Source organism: Mesorhizobium sp. P3_A10, from assembly GCF_056403175.1.
Window position 1 is genome coordinate 53,577 of sequence record NZ_JBFUFZ010000005.1, and the last position, 16,576, is coordinate 70,152.

General features: G+C 63.5%; 16 protein-coding genes. 8 read left to right on the forward strand and 8 right to left on the reverse strand.

The window, feature by feature from the left end; translation table 11 throughout:
• Positions 1 to 116 precede the first annotated feature (116 nt).
• Positions 117 to 1,037: a bifunctional 5,10-methylenetetrahydrofolate dehydrogenase/5,10-methenyltetrahydrofolate cyclohydrolase gene (locus tag AC1DXU_RS19730; protein ID WP_477311839.1), complete on the forward strand. Its 921-nt coding sequence runs from the start codon at positions 117 to 119 to the stop codon at positions 1,035 to 1,037.
• A gap of 5 nt (positions 1,038 to 1,042) precedes the next feature.
• Here AC1DXU_RS19730 and glcF read toward each other — a convergent pair whose 3' ends face one another.
• The 6 genes from glcF to AC1DXU_RS19760 all read right to left on the reverse strand — a co-directional run bounded on the left by glcF (position 1,043) and on the right by AC1DXU_RS19760 (position 8,288).
• A complete protein-coding gene (glcF, locus tag AC1DXU_RS19735; protein ID WP_477371699.1) occupies positions 1,043 to 2,368 on the reverse strand; it encodes a glycolate oxidase subunit GlcF in 1,326 nt (441 codons plus the stop codon).
• A 7-nt stretch (positions 2,369 to 2,375) separates the two neighbouring features.
• Complete coding sequence (locus AC1DXU_RS19740) at positions 2,376 to 3,005, reverse strand: response regulator (protein ID WP_477371701.1); 630 nt, start codon at positions 3,003 to 3,005, stop codon at positions 2,376 to 2,378.
• Positions 3,006 to 3,015: 10 nt separating this feature from the next.
• Positions 3,016 to 3,402 carry a DUF4870 family protein gene (locus AC1DXU_RS19745; RefSeq protein WP_477371702.1) on the reverse strand — a complete coding sequence of 129 codons (387 nt, stop codon included), beginning with the start codon at positions 3,400 to 3,402 and terminating at the stop codon, positions 3,016 to 3,018.
• Entirely contained in the window at positions 3,399 to 4,649 is a 1,251-nt protein-coding gene (locus tag AC1DXU_RS19750; protein WP_477371704.1) for an FAD-binding protein, read from the reverse strand. The genes AC1DXU_RS19745 and AC1DXU_RS19750 overlap by 4 nt, the downstream gene beginning before the upstream one ends.
• Before the next feature lie 660 nt (positions 4,650 to 5,309).
• Positions 5,310 to 6,806, reverse strand: coding sequence for an FAD-linked oxidase C-terminal domain-containing protein (locus tag AC1DXU_RS19755; RefSeq protein WP_477371706.1), 1,497 nt, complete (start codon positions 6,804 to 6,806; stop codon positions 5,310 to 5,312).
• 159 nt (positions 6,807 to 6,965) lie between these two features.
• Positions 6,966 to 8,288, reverse strand: coding sequence for a DUF3422 family protein (locus AC1DXU_RS19760; RefSeq protein ID WP_477371707.1), 1,323 nt, complete (start codon positions 8,286 to 8,288; stop codon positions 6,966 to 6,968).
• A 211-nt stretch (positions 8,289 to 8,499) separates the two neighbouring features.
• Here AC1DXU_RS19760 and AC1DXU_RS19765 point away from each other — a divergent pair, with 211 nt between their 5' ends.
• Genes AC1DXU_RS19765 through AC1DXU_RS19775 form a run of 3 tightly spaced genes read left to right on the forward strand, consistent with a single transcriptional unit; the run spans position 8,500 to position 11,273 of the window.
• Complete coding sequence (locus AC1DXU_RS19765) at positions 8,500 to 9,285, forward strand: FCD domain-containing protein (protein WP_477371709.1); 786 nt, start codon at positions 8,500 to 8,502, stop codon at positions 9,283 to 9,285.
• Positions 9,286 to 9,316: 31 nt separating this feature from the next.
• Positions 9,317 to 10,453, forward strand: coding sequence for an alpha-hydroxy acid oxidase (locus AC1DXU_RS19770; RefSeq protein ID WP_477371711.1), 1,137 nt, complete (start codon positions 9,317 to 9,319; stop codon positions 10,451 to 10,453).
• A gap of 37 nt (positions 10,454 to 10,490) precedes the next feature.
• Entirely contained in the window at positions 10,491 to 11,273 is a 783-nt protein-coding gene (locus AC1DXU_RS19775) for a metallophosphoesterase (protein WP_477371713.1), read from the forward strand.
• Here the strand turns inward: AC1DXU_RS19775 and AC1DXU_RS19780 are convergent.
• Positions 11,254 to 11,385 carry a hypothetical protein gene (locus AC1DXU_RS19780; protein WP_477311917.1) on the reverse strand — a complete coding sequence of 44 codons (132 nt, stop codon included), beginning with the start codon at positions 11,383 to 11,385 and terminating at the stop codon, positions 11,254 to 11,256. The two genes, AC1DXU_RS19775 and AC1DXU_RS19780, sit on opposite strands and share 20 nt — an antisense overlap.
• Positions 11,386 to 11,691: 306 nt before the next feature.
• Positions 11,692 to 12,390 carry a type 1 glutamine amidotransferase gene (locus AC1DXU_RS19785; RefSeq protein WP_477371715.1) on the reverse strand — a complete coding sequence of 233 codons (699 nt, stop codon included), beginning with the start codon at positions 12,388 to 12,390 and terminating at the stop codon, positions 11,692 to 11,694.
• An 86-nt stretch (positions 12,391 to 12,476) separates the two neighbouring features.
• On the opposite strand from AC1DXU_RS19785, the gene AC1DXU_RS19790 reads away from it, so the two are divergent.
• The 4 genes from AC1DXU_RS19790 (at position 12,477) to AC1DXU_RS19805 (ending at position 16,439) form a co-directional block, all read left to right on the forward strand.
• Entirely contained in the window at positions 12,477 to 13,124 is a 648-nt protein-coding gene (locus AC1DXU_RS19790; RefSeq protein WP_477371716.1) for a hypothetical protein, read from the forward strand.
• A gap of 31 nt (positions 13,125 to 13,155) precedes the next feature.
• The gene (locus AC1DXU_RS19795; RefSeq protein ID WP_477371718.1) at positions 13,156 to 13,890 is read left to right on the forward strand and encodes a 16S rRNA (uracil(1498)-N(3))-methyltransferase; all 735 of its coding nucleotides are present in this window, start codon (positions 13,156 to 13,158) and stop codon (positions 13,888 to 13,890) included.
• Between the two features lie 105 nt (positions 13,891 to 13,995).
• Positions 13,996 to 15,369 carry a glutamate--cysteine ligase gene (locus tag AC1DXU_RS19800; RefSeq protein ID WP_477371720.1) on the forward strand — a complete coding sequence of 458 codons (1,374 nt, stop codon included), beginning with the start codon at positions 13,996 to 13,998 and terminating at the stop codon, positions 15,367 to 15,369.
• Positions 15,370 to 15,461: 92 nt separating this feature from the next.
• The gene (locus tag AC1DXU_RS19805) at positions 15,462 to 16,439 is read left to right on the forward strand and encodes a DUF937 domain-containing protein (protein ID WP_477371722.1); all 978 of its coding nucleotides are present in this window, start codon (positions 15,462 to 15,464) and stop codon (positions 16,437 to 16,439) included.
• The last annotated feature ends 137 nt before the right edge of the window (positions 16,440 to 16,576 follow it).

A 16,576-nucleotide genomic window follows, 5' to 3' on the forward strand; every position in this document is an offset into this window, starting at 1 on the left:
GCAAGTTCCGGTGAAGCGGGCCTGCGCCATCAGGCCGCGTAGAGCACTTCGCTTTCGCACTGCCTGCCGCCTTGTTCTTTTGCTATGTCGGCGGCAACGCTTCCAGAGGTTCTTCCATGTCCCTGTCCGACGACAGCCGCTATCTCAAGGGCGGCCCGGTCGCCCAGCGCATCATCGCTGCGGTGCGCGAGGATGCGGCGATCGCCACCGCCGAGGGTTTTCCGCCCAAGCTGGTGTCGATCACCGTCGGTGACACCGCGGCGGTCGGCGTCTATGTGCGCAACCAACGCGCCAAGGCGGAGCTGGCCGGCATCGGTTTCGAGGAAAGGCGGTTTGCCGCCGACATCACCGCCGGCGAACTGGAAGCGGCGATCCATGGCCTCAACGCCGATCCGCGCGTCACCGGCATCATCATCCAGCGGCCGGTGCCGGCACATATCCCGGTCAGGACGCTGCAGGCGGCAGTGCATCCGCTGAAGGATGTCGAGGGCATGCATCCGGCCTCGATCGGCAACATCGTCTACAACCAGCTCGACCTCGCCCCTTGCACAGCGGCGGCTTCGGTCGAACTGCTGAAGGAAACCGGGCTCGACCTCAAGGGGCTCGAGGTCGTGGTCGTCGGCCATTCCGAGATCGTCGGCAAGCCGATCGCCTTCCTTTTGATGAGCGAAGGCGCGACAGTGACGGTGTGCCACCACATGACACGCTCGGTCGCCGCACATGCGCGCCGCGCCGACGCGCTGTTCGTCGCCGTGGGCAAGCCGCGCCTGATCAAGGCCGACATGGTCAAGCCGGGTGCCGCCGTCATCGATATCGGCATCAATGCCGAGATCGGGCCTGACGGGACCAGCCGTATCGTCGGCGATGTCGACACCGAGAGCGTCAGGCACGTCGCGTCGTGGATCACGCCGGTGCCGGGCGGCGTCGGCCCGATCACCGTGGCGATCCTGCTGCGCAATACGATGGTGGCGCTCAGCCGGCAGCGGGCACGCTATCAGGCGACCTATGGCGTGGTGGACAGGCTGGCGGCCGAATAAGAGCGCTACTCCGCCGCGACGAGCTCTGCTTCCGAAACACCCTCCGGCTTCGGGCCGCCATAGGCCCAGTCGAGCAGTTTGATCGTGTGCACCACCGGCAGCTTCGCCGCCGAGGCGATCTGGGTGATGCAGCCTATGTTGCCTGTGGCGACGATTTGCGCACCCGTGGCCTCGATATTTTTCACCTTGCGGTCGCGCAGCTGTGCCGAAATCTCGGACTGCAGGATGTTGTAGGTGCCGGCCGAACCGCAGCACAGATGGCCCTCGCGCGGCTCGCGCACGACGAAGCCGGCTTTCTGCAAAAGCTCCTTCGGCTGGCGGGTGATCTTCTGGCCGTGCTGCATCGAACAGGCCGAGTGATAGGCAACCACCGTGCCCGGCTTGCGCACCGGCTCCGGCAGGTCGAGGCTTGCCAGATATTCGGTGATGTCCTTGGCCAGCGCCGAGACCCGCGCCGCCTTGTCGACATAGGCCGGATCGAGGCGCAGCATGAAGCCATAGTCCTTGATGGTGGTGCCGCAGCCCGACGCGGTGATGACGATGGCATCCAGCCCGCCCTGTTCGATGGCGCGCGTCCAGGCGTCGACATTCTGCCTGGCCGAGGCGAGGGCTGCTTCCTCGCGTCCCATGTGATGCACCAGCGCGCCGCAGCAGCCTTCGCCCTTGGGCACCACGACCTCGACGCCAAGCCGGGTCAGCAATGCAATCGTCGTGTCGTTGATGGCGGGATCGAGCACCGATTGCGCGCAGCCGGTGAGGATGGCGACGCGGCCCTTTTTCGCCCCTTGCCCGGCATGAATGCCGGGAGATGCCATCGGCGAGGCCGCCGGGATCGAAACCGGAGCAAGCCTGAGCATCGCGCCGAGCGGCTTCAGAGCCGGGAGCTTTTCAAACAGGCCGATGAACGGCTTGCCCAGTTTCGCCAGTTTCAGCGCGGCGCGAAAGCGCGTGGGATAAGGCAAGACAAGGGCGAGCATGGCGCGCGTCAGCCGGTCCAGCAGCGGGCGCCTGTAGGTCTCCTCGATATGGGCGCGGGCGTGGTCGACCAGATGCATGTAGTTGACGCCCGACGGGCAGGTGGTCATGCAGGCGAGGCAGGACAGGCAGCGGTCGATATGGGTGACGATCTGCTTGTCGGCCGGCCGGCCGTTCTCCAGCATGTCCTTGATCAGATAAATCCGCCCGCGCGGCGAATCCAGTTCGTTGCCGAGCGTCACATAGGTCGGGCAGGTGGCGGTGCAGAAGCCGCAATGCACGCATTTGCGCAGGATCTTCTCCGATTCCGCGACATCAGGATCGGCAAGCTGGGCGGGGGTGAACGAGGTTTGCATCGGAAGATCAGCTAACGTACTTTTCGATAAATGTCATAACGTCCACCCCTGACGAAGTAACGTTTTCGGCCCCCGCTGACGTTAACTTTTGTGTATTTTGAATCCCCCTTTGTCCTGCGAACACCAAAATAGGAACCTTACTCCCCTTTCCTCTAATTCTTTCTATCAGATCCAACCCAGCAAACGGGTTGTCCACACCATTCTCTATTCTTCCTAGATCAGTGACGATAGCCGGATATGACCTATGCTCTAGCCTTTTCAAGGCGTCTTCCGTGCTCAGCGATATCTCAACGTCGATACCTTTTTCCCGCAGATGCTCGACGATAAACGCATTATTCGAAGGGAAATCATCGACCCAAAGAAGCCGCTTCTTTTGTTCTTCTTGTTCTCGCGGAACTTCGGGACGTTTTACGTCCGACGCGTCACCGATCCTTGCTTCAATGCTTGACAGCCTTTCTTGAATATCAGCAACATCTTTGCCGATTGCGCGAGTTGCGTCTGATACCGATATTTCAAGACTACCAACTTTGATCGTTGTTCCGTCTTTTCTCAATATATCGTTTATTATTGGCCAGAGCTTGTATATCACAATGGCCGCAAGCAACGGCCACGCTAAACTTGCTATTGCCTCCCACATACCCATCCCCTTATGAACCGAGTAGCCAGCTTTGCGGTTTCTTGATCGGCTCGCCGCGCTGCAGCGCCTGGATGCCGAGGATGCAGCGGGCGATGAACCAGACGGCGACCGCGAACATCAGCAGGAAGCCGATCACCAGGAAGATCAGCACCACCGCGATCAGCGCGTAGAGCAGGCCGATCCAGAAGGTGCGGATCAGGAATGTGTAGTGGCTCTCGACGATGCCGCCCGCCTTGCCGCGGTTGATGTAGGCCAGCACGAGGCCGACTATGCCGGTGACGCCGATGACGAGGCTGGCAAGATAGAGGATGTAGATGACCAGCGCGTTGGTCGAGCCCGGCTCCAGCCAGCGATCGGTCTGGCGCGGTGTCGGTGTATTCGGGCCTGGATTGCTCATGGTGCTCTTCCCTCCGTTGTCGGCGTGAGAGTAGCAGAGCCTGAGCCCATGCGCCCGGGATTGAGGATGTGCTTGGGGTCGAATTCGGCCTTGAGCCGCGCCGACAGGGCCGCCAGATGCGGCGCCTGCGGCTCGAACACCGGCACGGCGGCGCGATGCGAAGGGGCGGCGCGCACCAGCGTCGCATGGCCGCCACCATGCTTTCTGATCAACCCGCGCAGCAGGCTCGCCTCGGGATCGCCTTCTTCCATGCGCAGCCAAACCAACCCGCCCTGCCAGTCGTAGAAGGCGCTGACGCCAATCTGCATGCGCAGCGTCAACACCATCTGGTGTGCCTGCGACGGCGCCATGGAGACGCGCCAGACCGGCTTTTCGCTGCCGTCGGCGAACGGTGCGCAATCCCTGATATCGCGCCAGAGTGCATACGAGGCTTCGCCCGCAATCTCCTGCAACGGGCCGGCGTTTTTCAGCAGGGTCTTTAGCGCGGCGATGCGGTAGGCGACCGACGGACCAAAACCCTCGACGCGCAGCAGTGTCGCGGCATCGCTGCCGAGGCCGCCGCCGGCAACCCGGGCGGCGACACGTTCCGGCAGGTGGGCGGCGCTCGACACTTCGGCACTGGAGCCGAGCGCCAGGGCCATGGCGGCGGCTGCAGCATCATCGAGCAGGCCGCGGATGGCGAGCGTGACTTCGGTCTCCGCTGCCGGCAGCACCTTGAAAGTGACGTCGGTGAACACGGCCAGCGTGCCCCAGCTGTTGGCCATCAGTTTCGACAAATCGTAGCCGGTGACGTTCTTGACGACGCGGCCGCCGGACTTGAAGTCCTCGCCGCGGCCGGAGACGGCATTGATGCCAAGGATATGGTCCCGCGCGGCTCCCGCCTTCAGCCGGCGCGGGCCGGACAGGTTGGTGGCCAGGGCGCCGCCGATGGTGCCTTTTCCCTTGATACCGCCGAGCAGCGGGCCGTAATCCATCGGCTCGAAGGCGAGTTGCTGGCCGTTCTGCGCCAGCAGGCTTTCGATCTCGGCCAATGGCGTGCCGGCTTTTGCCGACAGCACCAGTTCGGCGGGTTCGTAAAGCGTGACGCCGGTGAGCTTCGACAGGTCGAGCGCGTGTTCGCTCTGCTGCGGGCGGCCGATGCCGCGCTTGGAGCCGTGGCCGAGGATTTCAAGCGGCGATTCTTCCGCCGCCGCCCAGGCGACGGTGGAGAGGACCTCGGCTGAGGTTGTGGGGGTGAAGGTGGTCATGGGGCGGACGCGCCATTTGCAAATGCGGAAACGCAGCGTTCCTCCGCGCCCCCCTCTGTCCTGCCGGACATCTCCCCCTCGAGGGGGGAGATTGGCAGCTTCAGCGCCTCGCCTTTCTGGCAGCGCTGGAGATTGGCGAAAGCCGAGGCAACATCCGATCTCCCCCCTTGAGGGGGAGATGTCCGGCAGGACAGAGGGGGGTGTTCAAGCGCCAACATCTCTGCTCAAAACCTCGAAGCGACGTACTGTTCCTGCGCTTTCATCGTAGCGCGCCTTCGCCGATGGCACGCAGAACCCAAAGTTTGTCCGCCTCCGACACCTTTAATTGGCCCAATCTAGTTCGACCCGACGCCGAGATTCTGAGCACGTTTCTCCCAGGAAACTCACGCTTCAACGTCAGCAAGCCGAGGTGCACCAAGGATTGCAGGTCAGGCGTATATGGCGGACAGCGAGAGCTTCCGACCACCATCCCCACTTCACTGTAACGCTCCGTCAATACCCACAGCAAAGCACCCATGCGGCGCAAAGACGGTGGAGAGACAATCGGCTTTGGATCAGGTCCGTATCTCCAATTGCCAGCCAGCCGCGTATCGGCAAGGCGATCACTAATGATCTTGGACAATGGGAAAGCTGGCGCGGCTGGCTTCTTTGTCATCCCCATCAAAACCTCGGAATGTCAGGAAACGCCACTTGCCCCCGGTGCACATGCATCCGTCCAAGTTCGGCGCAACGACGCAATTGCGGGAAGACCTTGCCCGGGTTGAGCAGATGGTTGGGGTCGAAGGCGCATTTGACGCGCATTTGTTGGTCGAGGTCGATCTGGTTGAACATTTCCGGCATCAGGTCGCGCTTTTCGACGCCGACGCCGTGCTCGCCAGTCAGTACGCCGCCAACCTTGACGCAGAGCCGCAGAATGTCCGCGCCGAAACTTTCCGCCTTGTCGAGTTCGCCGGGCACGTTGGCATCGTAGAGGATCAGCGGGTGCAGATTGCCGTCGCCGGCGTGGAAGACATTGGCGACGCCGAGCCCGTATTTTTCCGAGAGTTCGCGCATGCCGGCGAGCACGCGCGGCAGTTCCTTGCGCGGGATGGTGCCGTCCATACAGTAATAGTCGGGCGATATGCGGCCGACCGCCGGGAAAGCCGCCTTGCGGCCAGCCCAGAAGCTCAGCCGCTCCTGTTCCGACTGCGAGATGCGGCAGGTGGTCGAGCCGTTGCGATAGGCGATCGCCTCGACGAGGCCGATCAGGTGGTCGACCTCGACGCCCGGTCCATCCAGCTCGACGATCAGCAGCGCCTCGACATCGAGGGGATAGCCGGCATGGACGAAATCCTCGGCGGCGTGGATCGCCGGCCGGTCCATCATCTCCATGCCGCCTGGAATGATGCCGGCGCCGATGATGTCGGCGACGCACTGGCCGCCCTGCTCGCTGGTGGGAAAGCCGATCAGCAGCGCGCGGGCCGTCTCCGGCTTCTTCAGGATGCGCACGGTGACTTCGGTGACGACGCCGAGCAGGCCTTCAGAGCCGGTCATGACACCGAGCAGGTCGTAGCCTTCCGAGTCCAGATGACTACCGCCGAGGCGGATCACCTCACCGTTCATCAGCACCATCTCAATGCCGAGCACATTGTTGGCGGTGAGGCCGTATTTCAGGCAGTGCACGCCGCCGGAGTTTTCCGCGACGTTGCCGCCGATCGAGCAGGCGATCTGGGAGGATGGATCGGGGGCGTAGTAAAAGCCCTCCTGCTCGACGGCGGTGGTGATGCCGAGATTGGTGACGCCCGGCTGGGCGACGACGATGCGGTTGGGAAAATCGATCGCGAGGATGCGGTTGAAGCGGCTCATGACGATGAGCACGGCGTCTTCAAGCGGCAGCGCGCCGCCGGACAAAGAGGTGCCGGAGCCGCGTGGCACGACGCGGATGTTGCGGTCGTTACAATATTTCAGCACGCGTGAGACCTGCGCCACGGTTTGCGGCAGCACCACGACCAGCGGCAATTGCCGATAGGCGGTGAGGCCGTCGCTCTCGAAGGCGCGCATTTCATTGGTCGCGTCGACGACGCCTTCGCCCGGCACGATGATGCGCATATCGGCGACGATCTCGTCGCGCCGGCGCGTCGTGGCATCGTCTGGCTTGGGCATGGCAAGGCCGGACATCAACAGCCTCCTTCGCTCGACTGGTAAAAATCCTTTACCAGCGAGAGACGTCTGTTGCAAACCCTGCTTTGGTCAAAAGTCGCGAACCGGAGCCCAGGCGGCCTTCCGCAGCGGCAATCTGCCGCGAACACCGTGCGGCCAAGGTTCTCTTTAGAGGCTTTACTCGCCCGGCTGCTTGCCGGGCTCGGAGTGCATGCGGCGGACGCGGCGCACGGCCCACCAGACGAGCAACAGGGCGAGCGGCACCGAGGCGGCGGTGACGACTTCCGGCGCAAAGGCATGGCCGAAGATCGAGGCGCCCTTGGCGACATAGCTGATCAGGCCGACGACATAGTAGGAGACGGCAGCCACCGAAAGGCCTTCCACGGTCTGCTGCAGGCGCAATTGCAGGCGGGCGCGGTTGTTCATCGAGGCCAGCAGGTCGCGGTTCTGCTTCTCGACCTCGACATCGACCCAAGTGCGCAGCAGCGTGGTGGCGCGGGTGAGCTTGCGCGACAGATTGGCCTGGCGCTCCTCTACCGAACGGCAGGTGCGCATGGCCGGCGCGACGCGGCGCTGCAGGAAGCCGCCCCAGGTGTCGTAGCCGGGCACGGCCTCTTCCTCGAGCGCTTCCAGCCGCTCGACGACGATGCCGTCATAGGCGCGGCTGGCGCCGAAACGGTAGAGACTGGAGGCGGCGTCGGCCTCCAGTTCCGCGGCAAGCTCGGTCAGGTCGGCCAGCAAAGTCTGGCTGTCACGGGTCTCGGCGACCTTCATTTCCAGCGTCGTCTGGGCAAGCCTGTCCTCGATGCGGCGGGCGCGCCCGGACAGGGTCAGCGCCAGCGGCAGGCCAAGCATGGCCAGCGTGCGGTAGGTTTCGATGTCGATCAGCCGCTGCGACAGCGCGCCGGTACGCGCCGGCGTCAGGCCGCGATCGAGCACCAGCATGCGGGTCAGGCCGTCGCCGTCCTGGCGAAAATCGGTGACGATTGCGGCATTGCCGCGCTCGACCAGCGAATAGCACAGGCTGGTCGGGTCGAAGCCGGCGATGAGCTTTTCGCTCGCCTGCGTCCATCGGCGGATTTCGAGCCGGATGCCGGAGATCACCGTTCCCGGCGGCGAAAACCCGTTGCCGAAAGGCGAGTCCTCCGGCGTCCTGCCGCTTTCCGACAGCGGGCCTTCCCACAGATAGGTCGAGAATTCGGTGTGCCGCTCCCAGCGCAGCGAACCCTTGCCCCATTTCATGGCGTGGTGGCGAGCCTGACGGTCGGGCGCGGCAATGCCGAGACGTCGCGACAGTTCGGAAAGCACAGCCTGGTCGACGCCGGAGCCGCCTTCGGTCATGAAGGCGAGTTGCACCAGCACGCGCGGCTTTTCGATCAGCGGGTGCGGCCGGGCATGCACTTCGCCAAGCGCACCGGGTCGCCCCTCATGCGCCGGAAAACCCATCACGCTGCCCTTGGTGCGCGGCTGGAATTCGAGATTGGACGGGTCGTCTGACACGGCTGGTCCCCCGGGCTCTTTGAACCCTTCGTGCAATGGCGTCCCTCTAGAGGCAATCGCCGGAGGACGCAAACTGCAAGTTTAGCCGAACACGATATAGGGCGGCGGCGACGAAGCCGACCAGATCGGACAAATTGGATAAATAATTTGACCAGTTGGCCGCGCTGGCTTTATCCTGCGCGGCACCAATTCAAATTCCGGGCGCCACGTTTTGAGCGATATTTTCTCCAGGATCGAGCATTCCCGCACTGCCGACGAGGTGGTGCAGCAGATCGAGAGCCTGATCCTCGAAGGCGTCTTGCGCACCGGCGACCGGTTGCCCGGCGAGCGTGAACTGGCGCGCCAGTTCGAGGTGTCGCGGCCGATCCTGCGCGACGCGCTGAAGGCGCTGGAAGGGCGCGGCCTTTTGACGACACGGCCCGGCGGCGGCACTCATGTCGCCGACGTCATCGGCCAGCTGTTCACCAAGCCGGTGACGGACCTGATCTCGATGCATCGCAAGGCGGTAACCGACTATCTGGAATACCGCCGCGAGATCGAGGCGATAGCGTCCGAATATGCGGCGCGGCGCGCCACAGCGGACGATTTGGCGCTGCTCGACCGCATCATGGCGCGCATGGACGCGGCGCACCGCACCGGCGACTTCGACGATGAGGCGGAGATCGACGTCGAGTTTCATCACGCCATCTGCGAATGCGCGCACAACATCATCCTGCTGCATACGCTGCGCTCCTGCTATCGGCTGTTGTCGGAAGGCGTGTTCCAGAACCGGCTTCTGGTGTTCACCGTGCCCGGCGCGCGCGACGCGCTGCTTGCGCAACACCGGGCGATCCACGCCGCGATCAAGGCCGGCGATCCGGCCGCCGCCCGGCAAGCGGCGATGGACCACATCTCCTATGTCGAGCGCTCGATGCTCGAGGCCGAGCGCAGCGGCGACTGGCAGCGCGTATCACGGTTGAGGCTGAGGCAGCGTTCCGAAGCCGGCGACGGCGCATAGGCAATGAATTAGCGAACCCGCGGGAAAGATCATGAGCGACATCCTTACCATCGCCGACCTCAAGGACCTCGCGCGCCGGCGCGTGCCGAAGATGTTCTTCGACTATGCCGATTCAGGCGCTTGGACCGAGAGCACCTACCGGGCCAACGAGGAAGACTTCCAGAAGATCAAGTTCCGCCAGCGCGTGCTGGTCGATATGAGCAACCGCTCGCTGGAAACGACCATGATCGGCCAGAAGGTGTCGATGCCGGTAGCGCTGGCGCCGACGGGCCTGACCGGCATGCAGCACGCCGACGGCGAGATGCTGGCGGCGCAGGCGGCCGAGGAATTCGGCGTGCCGTTCACCCTGTCGACGATGAGCATCTGTTCGATCGAGGATGTCGCCTCGGTGACGAAGAAGCCATTCTGGTTCCAGCTCTATGTGCTGCGCGACAAGGATTTCGTGCTCGACCTGATCGACAGGGCGAAGGCGGCAAAGTGCTCGGCGCTGGTGCTGACGCTCGACCTGCAGATCCTCGGCCAACGGCATAAGGATGTCCGCAACGGGCTTTCGGCGCCCCCCAAGATGACGCTGGCCAACATCATCGACCTGGCCAGCAAGCCGCGCTGGTGCCTGGGTATAGCCGGCACCAAGCGCCGCACCTTCCGCAACATCGTCGGCCACGCCAAAGGTGTCGGCGATGTCTCTTCGCTGTCGTCCTGGACGACAGAGCAGTTCGATCCGCAACTGTCGTGGAAAGATGTTGCCTGGATCAAGGAACGCTGGGGCGGCAAGCTGATCCTGAAGGGCATTCTCGACAAGGAAGACGCGCTGATGGCGGCCAAGACCGGCGCCGACGCGATCATCGTTTCCAACCATGGCGGGCGCCAGCTCGACGGCGCATCGTCGTCGATCGGCGTGCTGGAAGAGATCGCCGATGCGGTGGGCGACACGATCGAGGTGCATATGGATGGCGGCATCCGCTCAGGCCAGGATGTGCTGAAGGCGCTGTGCCTCGGCGCCAAGGGCACCTATATCGGCCGGCCTTTCCTTTACGGCCTTGGCGCGCTCGGCAAGGAAGGAGTTACCAAAGCCTTGGAAATCATCCGCAAGGAGATGGACATCACGCTGGCGCTGTGCGGAAAACGTCTGGTGACCGACATGGGCAAGGATCAGCTTCGCCGCTAGATCCGGTGACGGTCCGGCCACGGAGACGACGCAGGCATTGACGGAGCCCGGCATCCATTTTCTCGACGCGCGCGGACCGGAAGGCGTGCGGCTTTACGCGATCGGTGATGTGCACGGCCGGCTTGACCTGCTGGCCGCCCTGCACAGGCGCATCGAGAGCGAGATCGAACGGGACCAGCCGGCAGACTGGCGCGTCATCCACCTCGGCGACTATGTCGACCGCGGGCCTGATACCAAGGGGGTCATCGATTTCCTGATCGACGCGCAGAAACGCGATCCGCGCCATCTGATGCTGGCCGGCAACCACGACCTCGGTTTTCTCGATTTCCTGGGAAGCCCGGATCCAGACGGGCTTTTCATGCGCTATGGCGGCGTCCAAACGGCATTGTCCTATGGTGTGTCAATGACCGCCGACGCCAGTTGGTTCGGTAAGGCGGAGACAGTGACGCGAGGACACGCGGCGCTGGTCGAGGCGGTACCGCACAGCCATGTCGACTTCCTGCGCTCGCTGCCGTTTTCCCTGGTTTTCGGAGATTTCTTCTTTTGCCATGCCGGCATCAGGCCGGGCATCCCGCTAGAGCAGCAGAACCCGCAGGACCTGATCTGGATCCGCGATGTCTTCCACAACCATGCCGGCCTCTATCCGAAGATCGTGGTGCATGGCCACACGTTTGTGCCGGAGGCCGAAGTGACGGCCAACCGCGTCAATGTCGACACGCTCGCCTGGCAGTCGGGAAACCTCACCGCGCTCGTCGTTGACGACGCCGAGAAGCGTATCCTGACGGTGACGGGTGAAGGGTCTAGTGGAGGGCGGCGGTGACGCCGTAGCCGTCGACGGCCTGATGGTTGTTGGCAGCGTCGGCGGAATAGATGCCGAGGCCGCACAGCACGATGGCGGACAGCATGACAAAGGACAGAAGCGCTGCTTTCACGGAGGTCATCTCTTGTTGAGCTTTCTGCATCTGTGCACGAGGCGGTTACCAATGGGTTGAAACGGAGAATTCGTCTCAAAGTTTCGAAGATTTCAGGCTTGTAGGCAGATTCTGTATCGGCGGTGTGTCGCGCGGGTCACATAAAAGGTTCATCGCGGTTGCATTGCCGATGCAAAGCGCGTGCCTTCTAGGGCAGCGGGCGAGCACAATCCAAGGATGAAATGCGTTTTCCCCGGCGGATTTACCGCCGCGTGCCAAAAATGCCACGCAACCCCGAAAGTCGGGATTTGTTCGGGGGGCGAGCCGTCAGATCGTTGCTACCCAGGCGCGAGCGATGGCGAGGCCGGCGGCATCGGCATCCGGTCCATTGCGGGCGATTTCGCCATCAAGCCGATCGTTCCAGTCGGGGTGGCGCTCGGCAATGAGCGGTGCGAAGGACGTGCTCCAGTCCTGCACCATCGGGCTGTCTGCCTCGAAATGGAACTGGAAGCCGTAGATGGCGCGGCCGATGCGGAACGCCTGGTTCTCGGCGACAGCGCTGCCGGCCAGCCGTACCGCATTTTCGGGCAGCGCAAAGGTGTCGTCGTGCCATTCGAAAATGGGGAAGTTTTCAGGCAGCGTAGCGAGCACTGGATCGGTCTTTGCCGCCGGCGTCAACGAAACCTGGTGCCAGCCGAATTCGGTGGCGCCGCCGATCTGGTTCTGACCGCCAAAGGCGCGGGCCAGCAGCTGGCTGCCGAGGCAGATGCCGAGCACCGAGCGATCGTTGCCGGCGAAATCGCGCGTCAGGTCGAGCAGTTCAGGAAAATACGGGCACAGTTCATCGTCCAGTGCGTTCTGGGCGCCGCCGAGCATCACCATGGCGTCATGCGCGGCGCTGTCTTGCGGTAGTGTGTCGCCTTTATAGGGACGGCGCAGATCGATGTCGGCGCCCGCCTCGACCAGTGCCGCACCAATCTGGCCAAGGCCCTCATTGTCGAAGTTCTGGACGACCAACACCCGCATCGAAAACCTGCTGACATGAAAATGATGCAGCGAGCGATATCATGACGCCAGCCTTGCAGCCAAGATGCGCATTCCAGGAGAAAGCTATGCCACTGCAGAACCGGGTCGATCCGTTCGGCGCCATCCACGCTGTATCGGAGCGCGGGCTGTTCACCGGCAATCGCGGCATCATCCACGATCCTGAAACCAAGACGCTGTTGAAGAAGCGCTGGGCCTTGCCAGCCTGGATCATTTGCGTCTGCAAGTTCCGCAATGTGCGGCGCGTGCCGATGGGCCGCAACCGACCGGGTGGCAAACCCGGCTGGACCGAACTGTTTTTCCTCGACGAGGTCACGGCGCTCGCCGCCGGGCATCGGCCCTGCTTCTTTTGCCAGCGCGAGCGGGCCAAGGATTTCGTCGGCCGCTTCGGCCAAGCTTTCGGCATCGCCGAACCGCGCGCGCCGCAGGTCGACAAGCGGTTGCACAAGGAGCGGCTGGCGTCGGGTGGCCGGCCGCCGATCGTGGCCGCGGACGAGTTGGCCGGACTGCCGGACGGGACGATGGTCGCCGACGGCGGCAGCGTCTATGCCTTGCGCAACGGCAAGGCCCTGCGCTGGTCGTTTGAAGGCTATGGCGATCCGGCAGGGTTCGATGGCCTTGCCGGCCGTCCGCTCCGCGTGCTTACGCCAGCGACCACCTTGTCCGTGCTCGGCCAAGGCTACCAACCCGTATGGTCCTCGACAGCCAAGGCTTGACGCCAGCGCCCGGCTCGACCATTCGTCGGCAATGCGCGCCAATTACAAGATGCAGCGACTGTTCGTGCCGGACGCTCTCGGGCCAGACATCGAGTTCGATGCCGACCAACAGCAGAGCCACTATCTCATGCATGTGCTGCGGCTCGGCGAAGGCGCTGAAATCCTGGTGTTCAACGGCCGCGACGGCGAGTGGTCGGCAGCCATCGCCGCGAAATCGAAGAAAGCGGTGCGGCTGAAGCTGCTGACGCTGCAACGGCCGCAGCCGCCGCTGCCGGATCTCGTCTATTGCTTTGCGCCGCTGAAGCAGGGGCGCCTCGACTATCTGATGCAGAAGGCGGTCGAAATGGGCGCCGGCATCCTGCAACCAGTCATCACCCAGCACACGCAAGTGGCAAAACCCGGCATCGATCGCCTGCGCGCCAATGTCGTCGAGGCGGCCGAGCAATGCGGCATACTGGCGGTGCCGGAAGTGCGCGAAGCGGAAAAATTTGAACGCCTACTCGGCAACTGGGACAAAGAGCGGCGACTGATCTTCTGCGACGAGGATGCCTCGACCAACAATCCCCTGCCCGCGCTGCAGGAATTAAGGGAACGGAAGTTCGGACTGCTGGTCGGGCCGGAAGGCGGCTTTTCCGACGACGAGCGCAGGACGCTGCGGGCGCTGCCCTTCGTCACCGCCATTCCGCTCGGGCCGCGCATCCTGCGCGCCGACACGGCGGCGGTGGCGGCACTGGCGGTGATGCAGGCGACAGTTGGAGACTGGTGATCAATTCCTCTTGACCCGTGGCTCAGGATTTTTCGCTTGATCGGCTGCTGACATTTCGTCCATTTAGCGCCGGCGGTTGTTCCGCCGCTTTCGGAGGGGCCTTTCATGGCGCGCGATACAACCGATTTCCGGCCCATCGAAGGCATCGACGAGCTCGTCGAGCATCTGGCCGAAGGCAACAAACCGCGCGACAAATGGCGCATCGGCACCGAGCACGAGAAGTTTCCGTTCTATGTCGATGGCAATGCGCCGGTGCCCTATGGCGGCGAGCGCGGCATACGCGCCATTCTCGAAGGCATGCAGCAAAAGCTCGGCTGGGATCCGATCATCGATGACGGCCGCATCATCGGCCTGGTCGAGCCGACCGGCCAGGGCGCGATCTCGCTGGAGCCGGGCGGCCAGTTCGAACTGTCCGGCGCGCCGCTGGAAACGATCCACCAGACCTGCCGCGAGGGCAATGCGCATCTTTCGCAAGTGCGCGAGATCGCCGAGCCGATGGGCATCCGGTTTCTCGGCCTCGGCGGCAGCCCGAAATGGTCGCTGGCAGAGACGCCGAAAATGCCGAAGTCGCGCTACGAGATCATGACGCGCTACATGCCCAAGGTCGGGTCGAAGGGCCTCGACATGATGTATCGCACCTGCACCATCCAGGTGAATCTCGACTTCGAGAGCGAAGCCGACATGCGCCGCAAGATGCAGGTGTCACTGAAGCTGCAGCCGCTGTCGACGGCGCTGTTTGCCAATTCGCCCTTTACCGAGGGCCAGCCCAATGGGCTGCAGAGCTGGCGCGGCGACATCTGGCGCGACACCGACAACCAACGCTCGGGCCTGCTCGAATTCTGCTTCTCGCCTGAGTTCGGTTTCGCCGACTATGTCGAATGGGCGCTCGACGTGCCGATGTATTTCGTCATTCGCGACGGCCACTATCACGACATGACGCACGTCACCTTCCGCCAGTTCATGGCGGGCGCCGCCCGAAACGAGATTCCGGACGGGCTGCCGACGATGGGCGACTGGGCGAACCACCTGTCGACATTGTTCCCCGACGTGCGGCTGAAGCGTTTCCTGGAAATGCGCGGCGCCGATGGCGGGCCGTGGCGGCGCATCTGCGCGCTGCCGGCCTTCTGGGTCGGGTTGCTCTATGATGAGGCAGCGCTCGACGCCGCCGAGGCATTGACCGCGAGCTGGACCTACGAGGAAGTACTGGCGATGCGCAACACTGTTCCGGAACTGGGCATTTCGGCGCCATTCCGCAACACGACGCTGCGCGATATCGCCCGCGACGTGCTCACCATCTCGCGCATGGGGCTGAAGAACCGCGGCCGCAAGAACCGCGAAGGCTATGACGAGACCTCGTTCCTCAACACGCTCGACGAAGTTGTCGCCCGCGGCACCACCAGCGCCGAAGAGATGCTCTCGGCCTACCACACGCGCTGGGGCGGCTCGATCGAGCCGGCGTTCATGGAGTATGCCTATTAACCGGTCCGATCGACAGTCCGGCAAAAGCCGCTTCAATCGCTGATGGAAACGAACTAGGTTTCTCCCAAGAGGATTTCCCGGAGGAGAAGCCGATGCCTACCTTGTTCGACATGCTGGCCCAGGCGCAGAACGGCAACGGCATGCAGGCGCTTGCCCAGCAATACGGGCTTTCGATGCAGCAGACGCAAGCTGCGGTCGCAGCACTGCTGCCGGCCTTTTCGCAAGGGCTGCAGCGCAACACCGCAGACCCCTACGGACTTGGCGCCTTCATGACGGCGATGGCGAGCGGCCAGCACGCCAAATATTTCGAGGACGCAACACGAGCCTTCTCGCCGCAAGGCATCGACGAAGGCAATGGCATTCTGGGGCATTTGTTCGGTTCGAAGGATCTCTCGCGCGCCGTTGCCAGCCAGGCTGCGCAAGCGAGCGGCGTCAGCCAGCAGATTCTGCAGCAGATGCTGCCGGCCATGGCCTCGATGATGATGGGCGGGCTGTTCAAGCAGACCACAAACCAGATGCAGGCGGCAGGCGGCTTCGGCGGTGGCGGCAATCCGCTCGGCGAGATCATCGAGCAAATGATGCGCCAGGCGGGCGGCGGCGCGCCGGCACCACAGCCCCTGAGCCCGATGGACAATCCGCTCGGCAAAGTGCTGCAGGATATGTTCGGTGGCGCAGCACAACAGCCGCAAAGCCAGCCGCAGCCGGCACCCAATCCCTATGGCGACAATCCGCTCGGCAAGGTGCTGCAGGACATGTTCGGCGGCGGCGCACAACAGCCGCAGGGCCGGCCGCAGCAGACGCAAAGTCCCTATGGCGACAACCCGCTCGGCAAGGTGCTGCAGGACATGTTCGGCGGCGCCCTGCCCGGCGGACAGCCGGCGCCGCAGCCTCAGGCGCCGCAGCCACGCCAGGCGCCGCAATCGCAGACCAATCCGAGCGGCCGGCCAAAGAACCCGTTCGACGATCTGTTCGGCAAGATGTTCGAGACCGGCGCCCAGCAGCGCGACGACTACCAGAAGGGCATGGAATCGATCTTCGACCAGTTCAAGAAGGGTATGGACCGCCGGTAGCGCCCGGCGCCCCAAAAAGAAAAGCCCGGTCCTTGAGAGGACCGGGCAGTGTGCAGGCGAGCCGGCGGGGAACCGGCAGGGAGTGGGGAGCCTGCGATATCTCTAGGTCGCGTCACGCCTCAAAAAGGTTCAACGCA

Coding starts and splice junctions, on each gene's coding strand:
- AC1DXU_RS19730 (WP_477311839.1), top strand. CDS start 117: ATGTCCCTGTCCGACGACAGCCGCTATCTCAAGGGCGGCCCGGTCGCC.
- glcF (WP_477371699.1), bottom strand. CDS start 2,368: ATGCAAACCTCGTTCACCCCCGCCCAGCTTGCCGATCCTGATGTCGCG.
- AC1DXU_RS19740 (WP_477371701.1), bottom strand. CDS start 3,005: ATGTGGGAGGCAATAGCAAGTTTAGCGTGGCCGTTGCTTGCGGCCATT.
- AC1DXU_RS19745 (WP_477371702.1), bottom strand. CDS start 3,402: ATGAGCAATCCAGGCCCGAATACACCGACACCGCGCCAGACCGATCGC.
- AC1DXU_RS19750 (WP_477371704.1), bottom strand. CDS start 4,649: ATGACCACCTTCACCCCCACAACCTCAGCCGAGGTCCTCTCCACCGTC.
- AC1DXU_RS19755 (WP_477371706.1), bottom strand. CDS start 6,806: ATGTCCGGCCTTGCCATGCCCAAGCCAGACGATGCCACGACGCGCCGG.
- AC1DXU_RS19770 (WP_477371711.1), top strand. CDS start 9,317: ATGAGCGACATCCTTACCATCGCCGACCTCAAGGACCTCGCGCGCCGG.
- AC1DXU_RS19785 (WP_477371715.1), bottom strand. CDS start 12,390: ATGCGGGTGTTGGTCGTCCAGAACTTCGACAATGAGGGCCTTGGCCAG.
- AC1DXU_RS19790 (WP_477371716.1), top strand. CDS start 12,477: ATGCCACTGCAGAACCGGGTCGATCCGTTCGGCGCCATCCACGCTGTA.
- AC1DXU_RS19795 (WP_477371718.1), top strand. CDS start 13,156: ATGCGCGCCAATTACAAGATGCAGCGACTGTTCGTGCCGGACGCTCTC.
- AC1DXU_RS19800 (WP_477371720.1), top strand. CDS start 13,996: ATGGCGCGCGATACAACCGATTTCCGGCCCATCGAAGGCATCGACGAG.
- AC1DXU_RS19805 (WP_477371722.1), top strand. CDS start 15,462: ATGCCTACCTTGTTCGACATGCTGGCCCAGGCGCAGAACGGCAACGGC.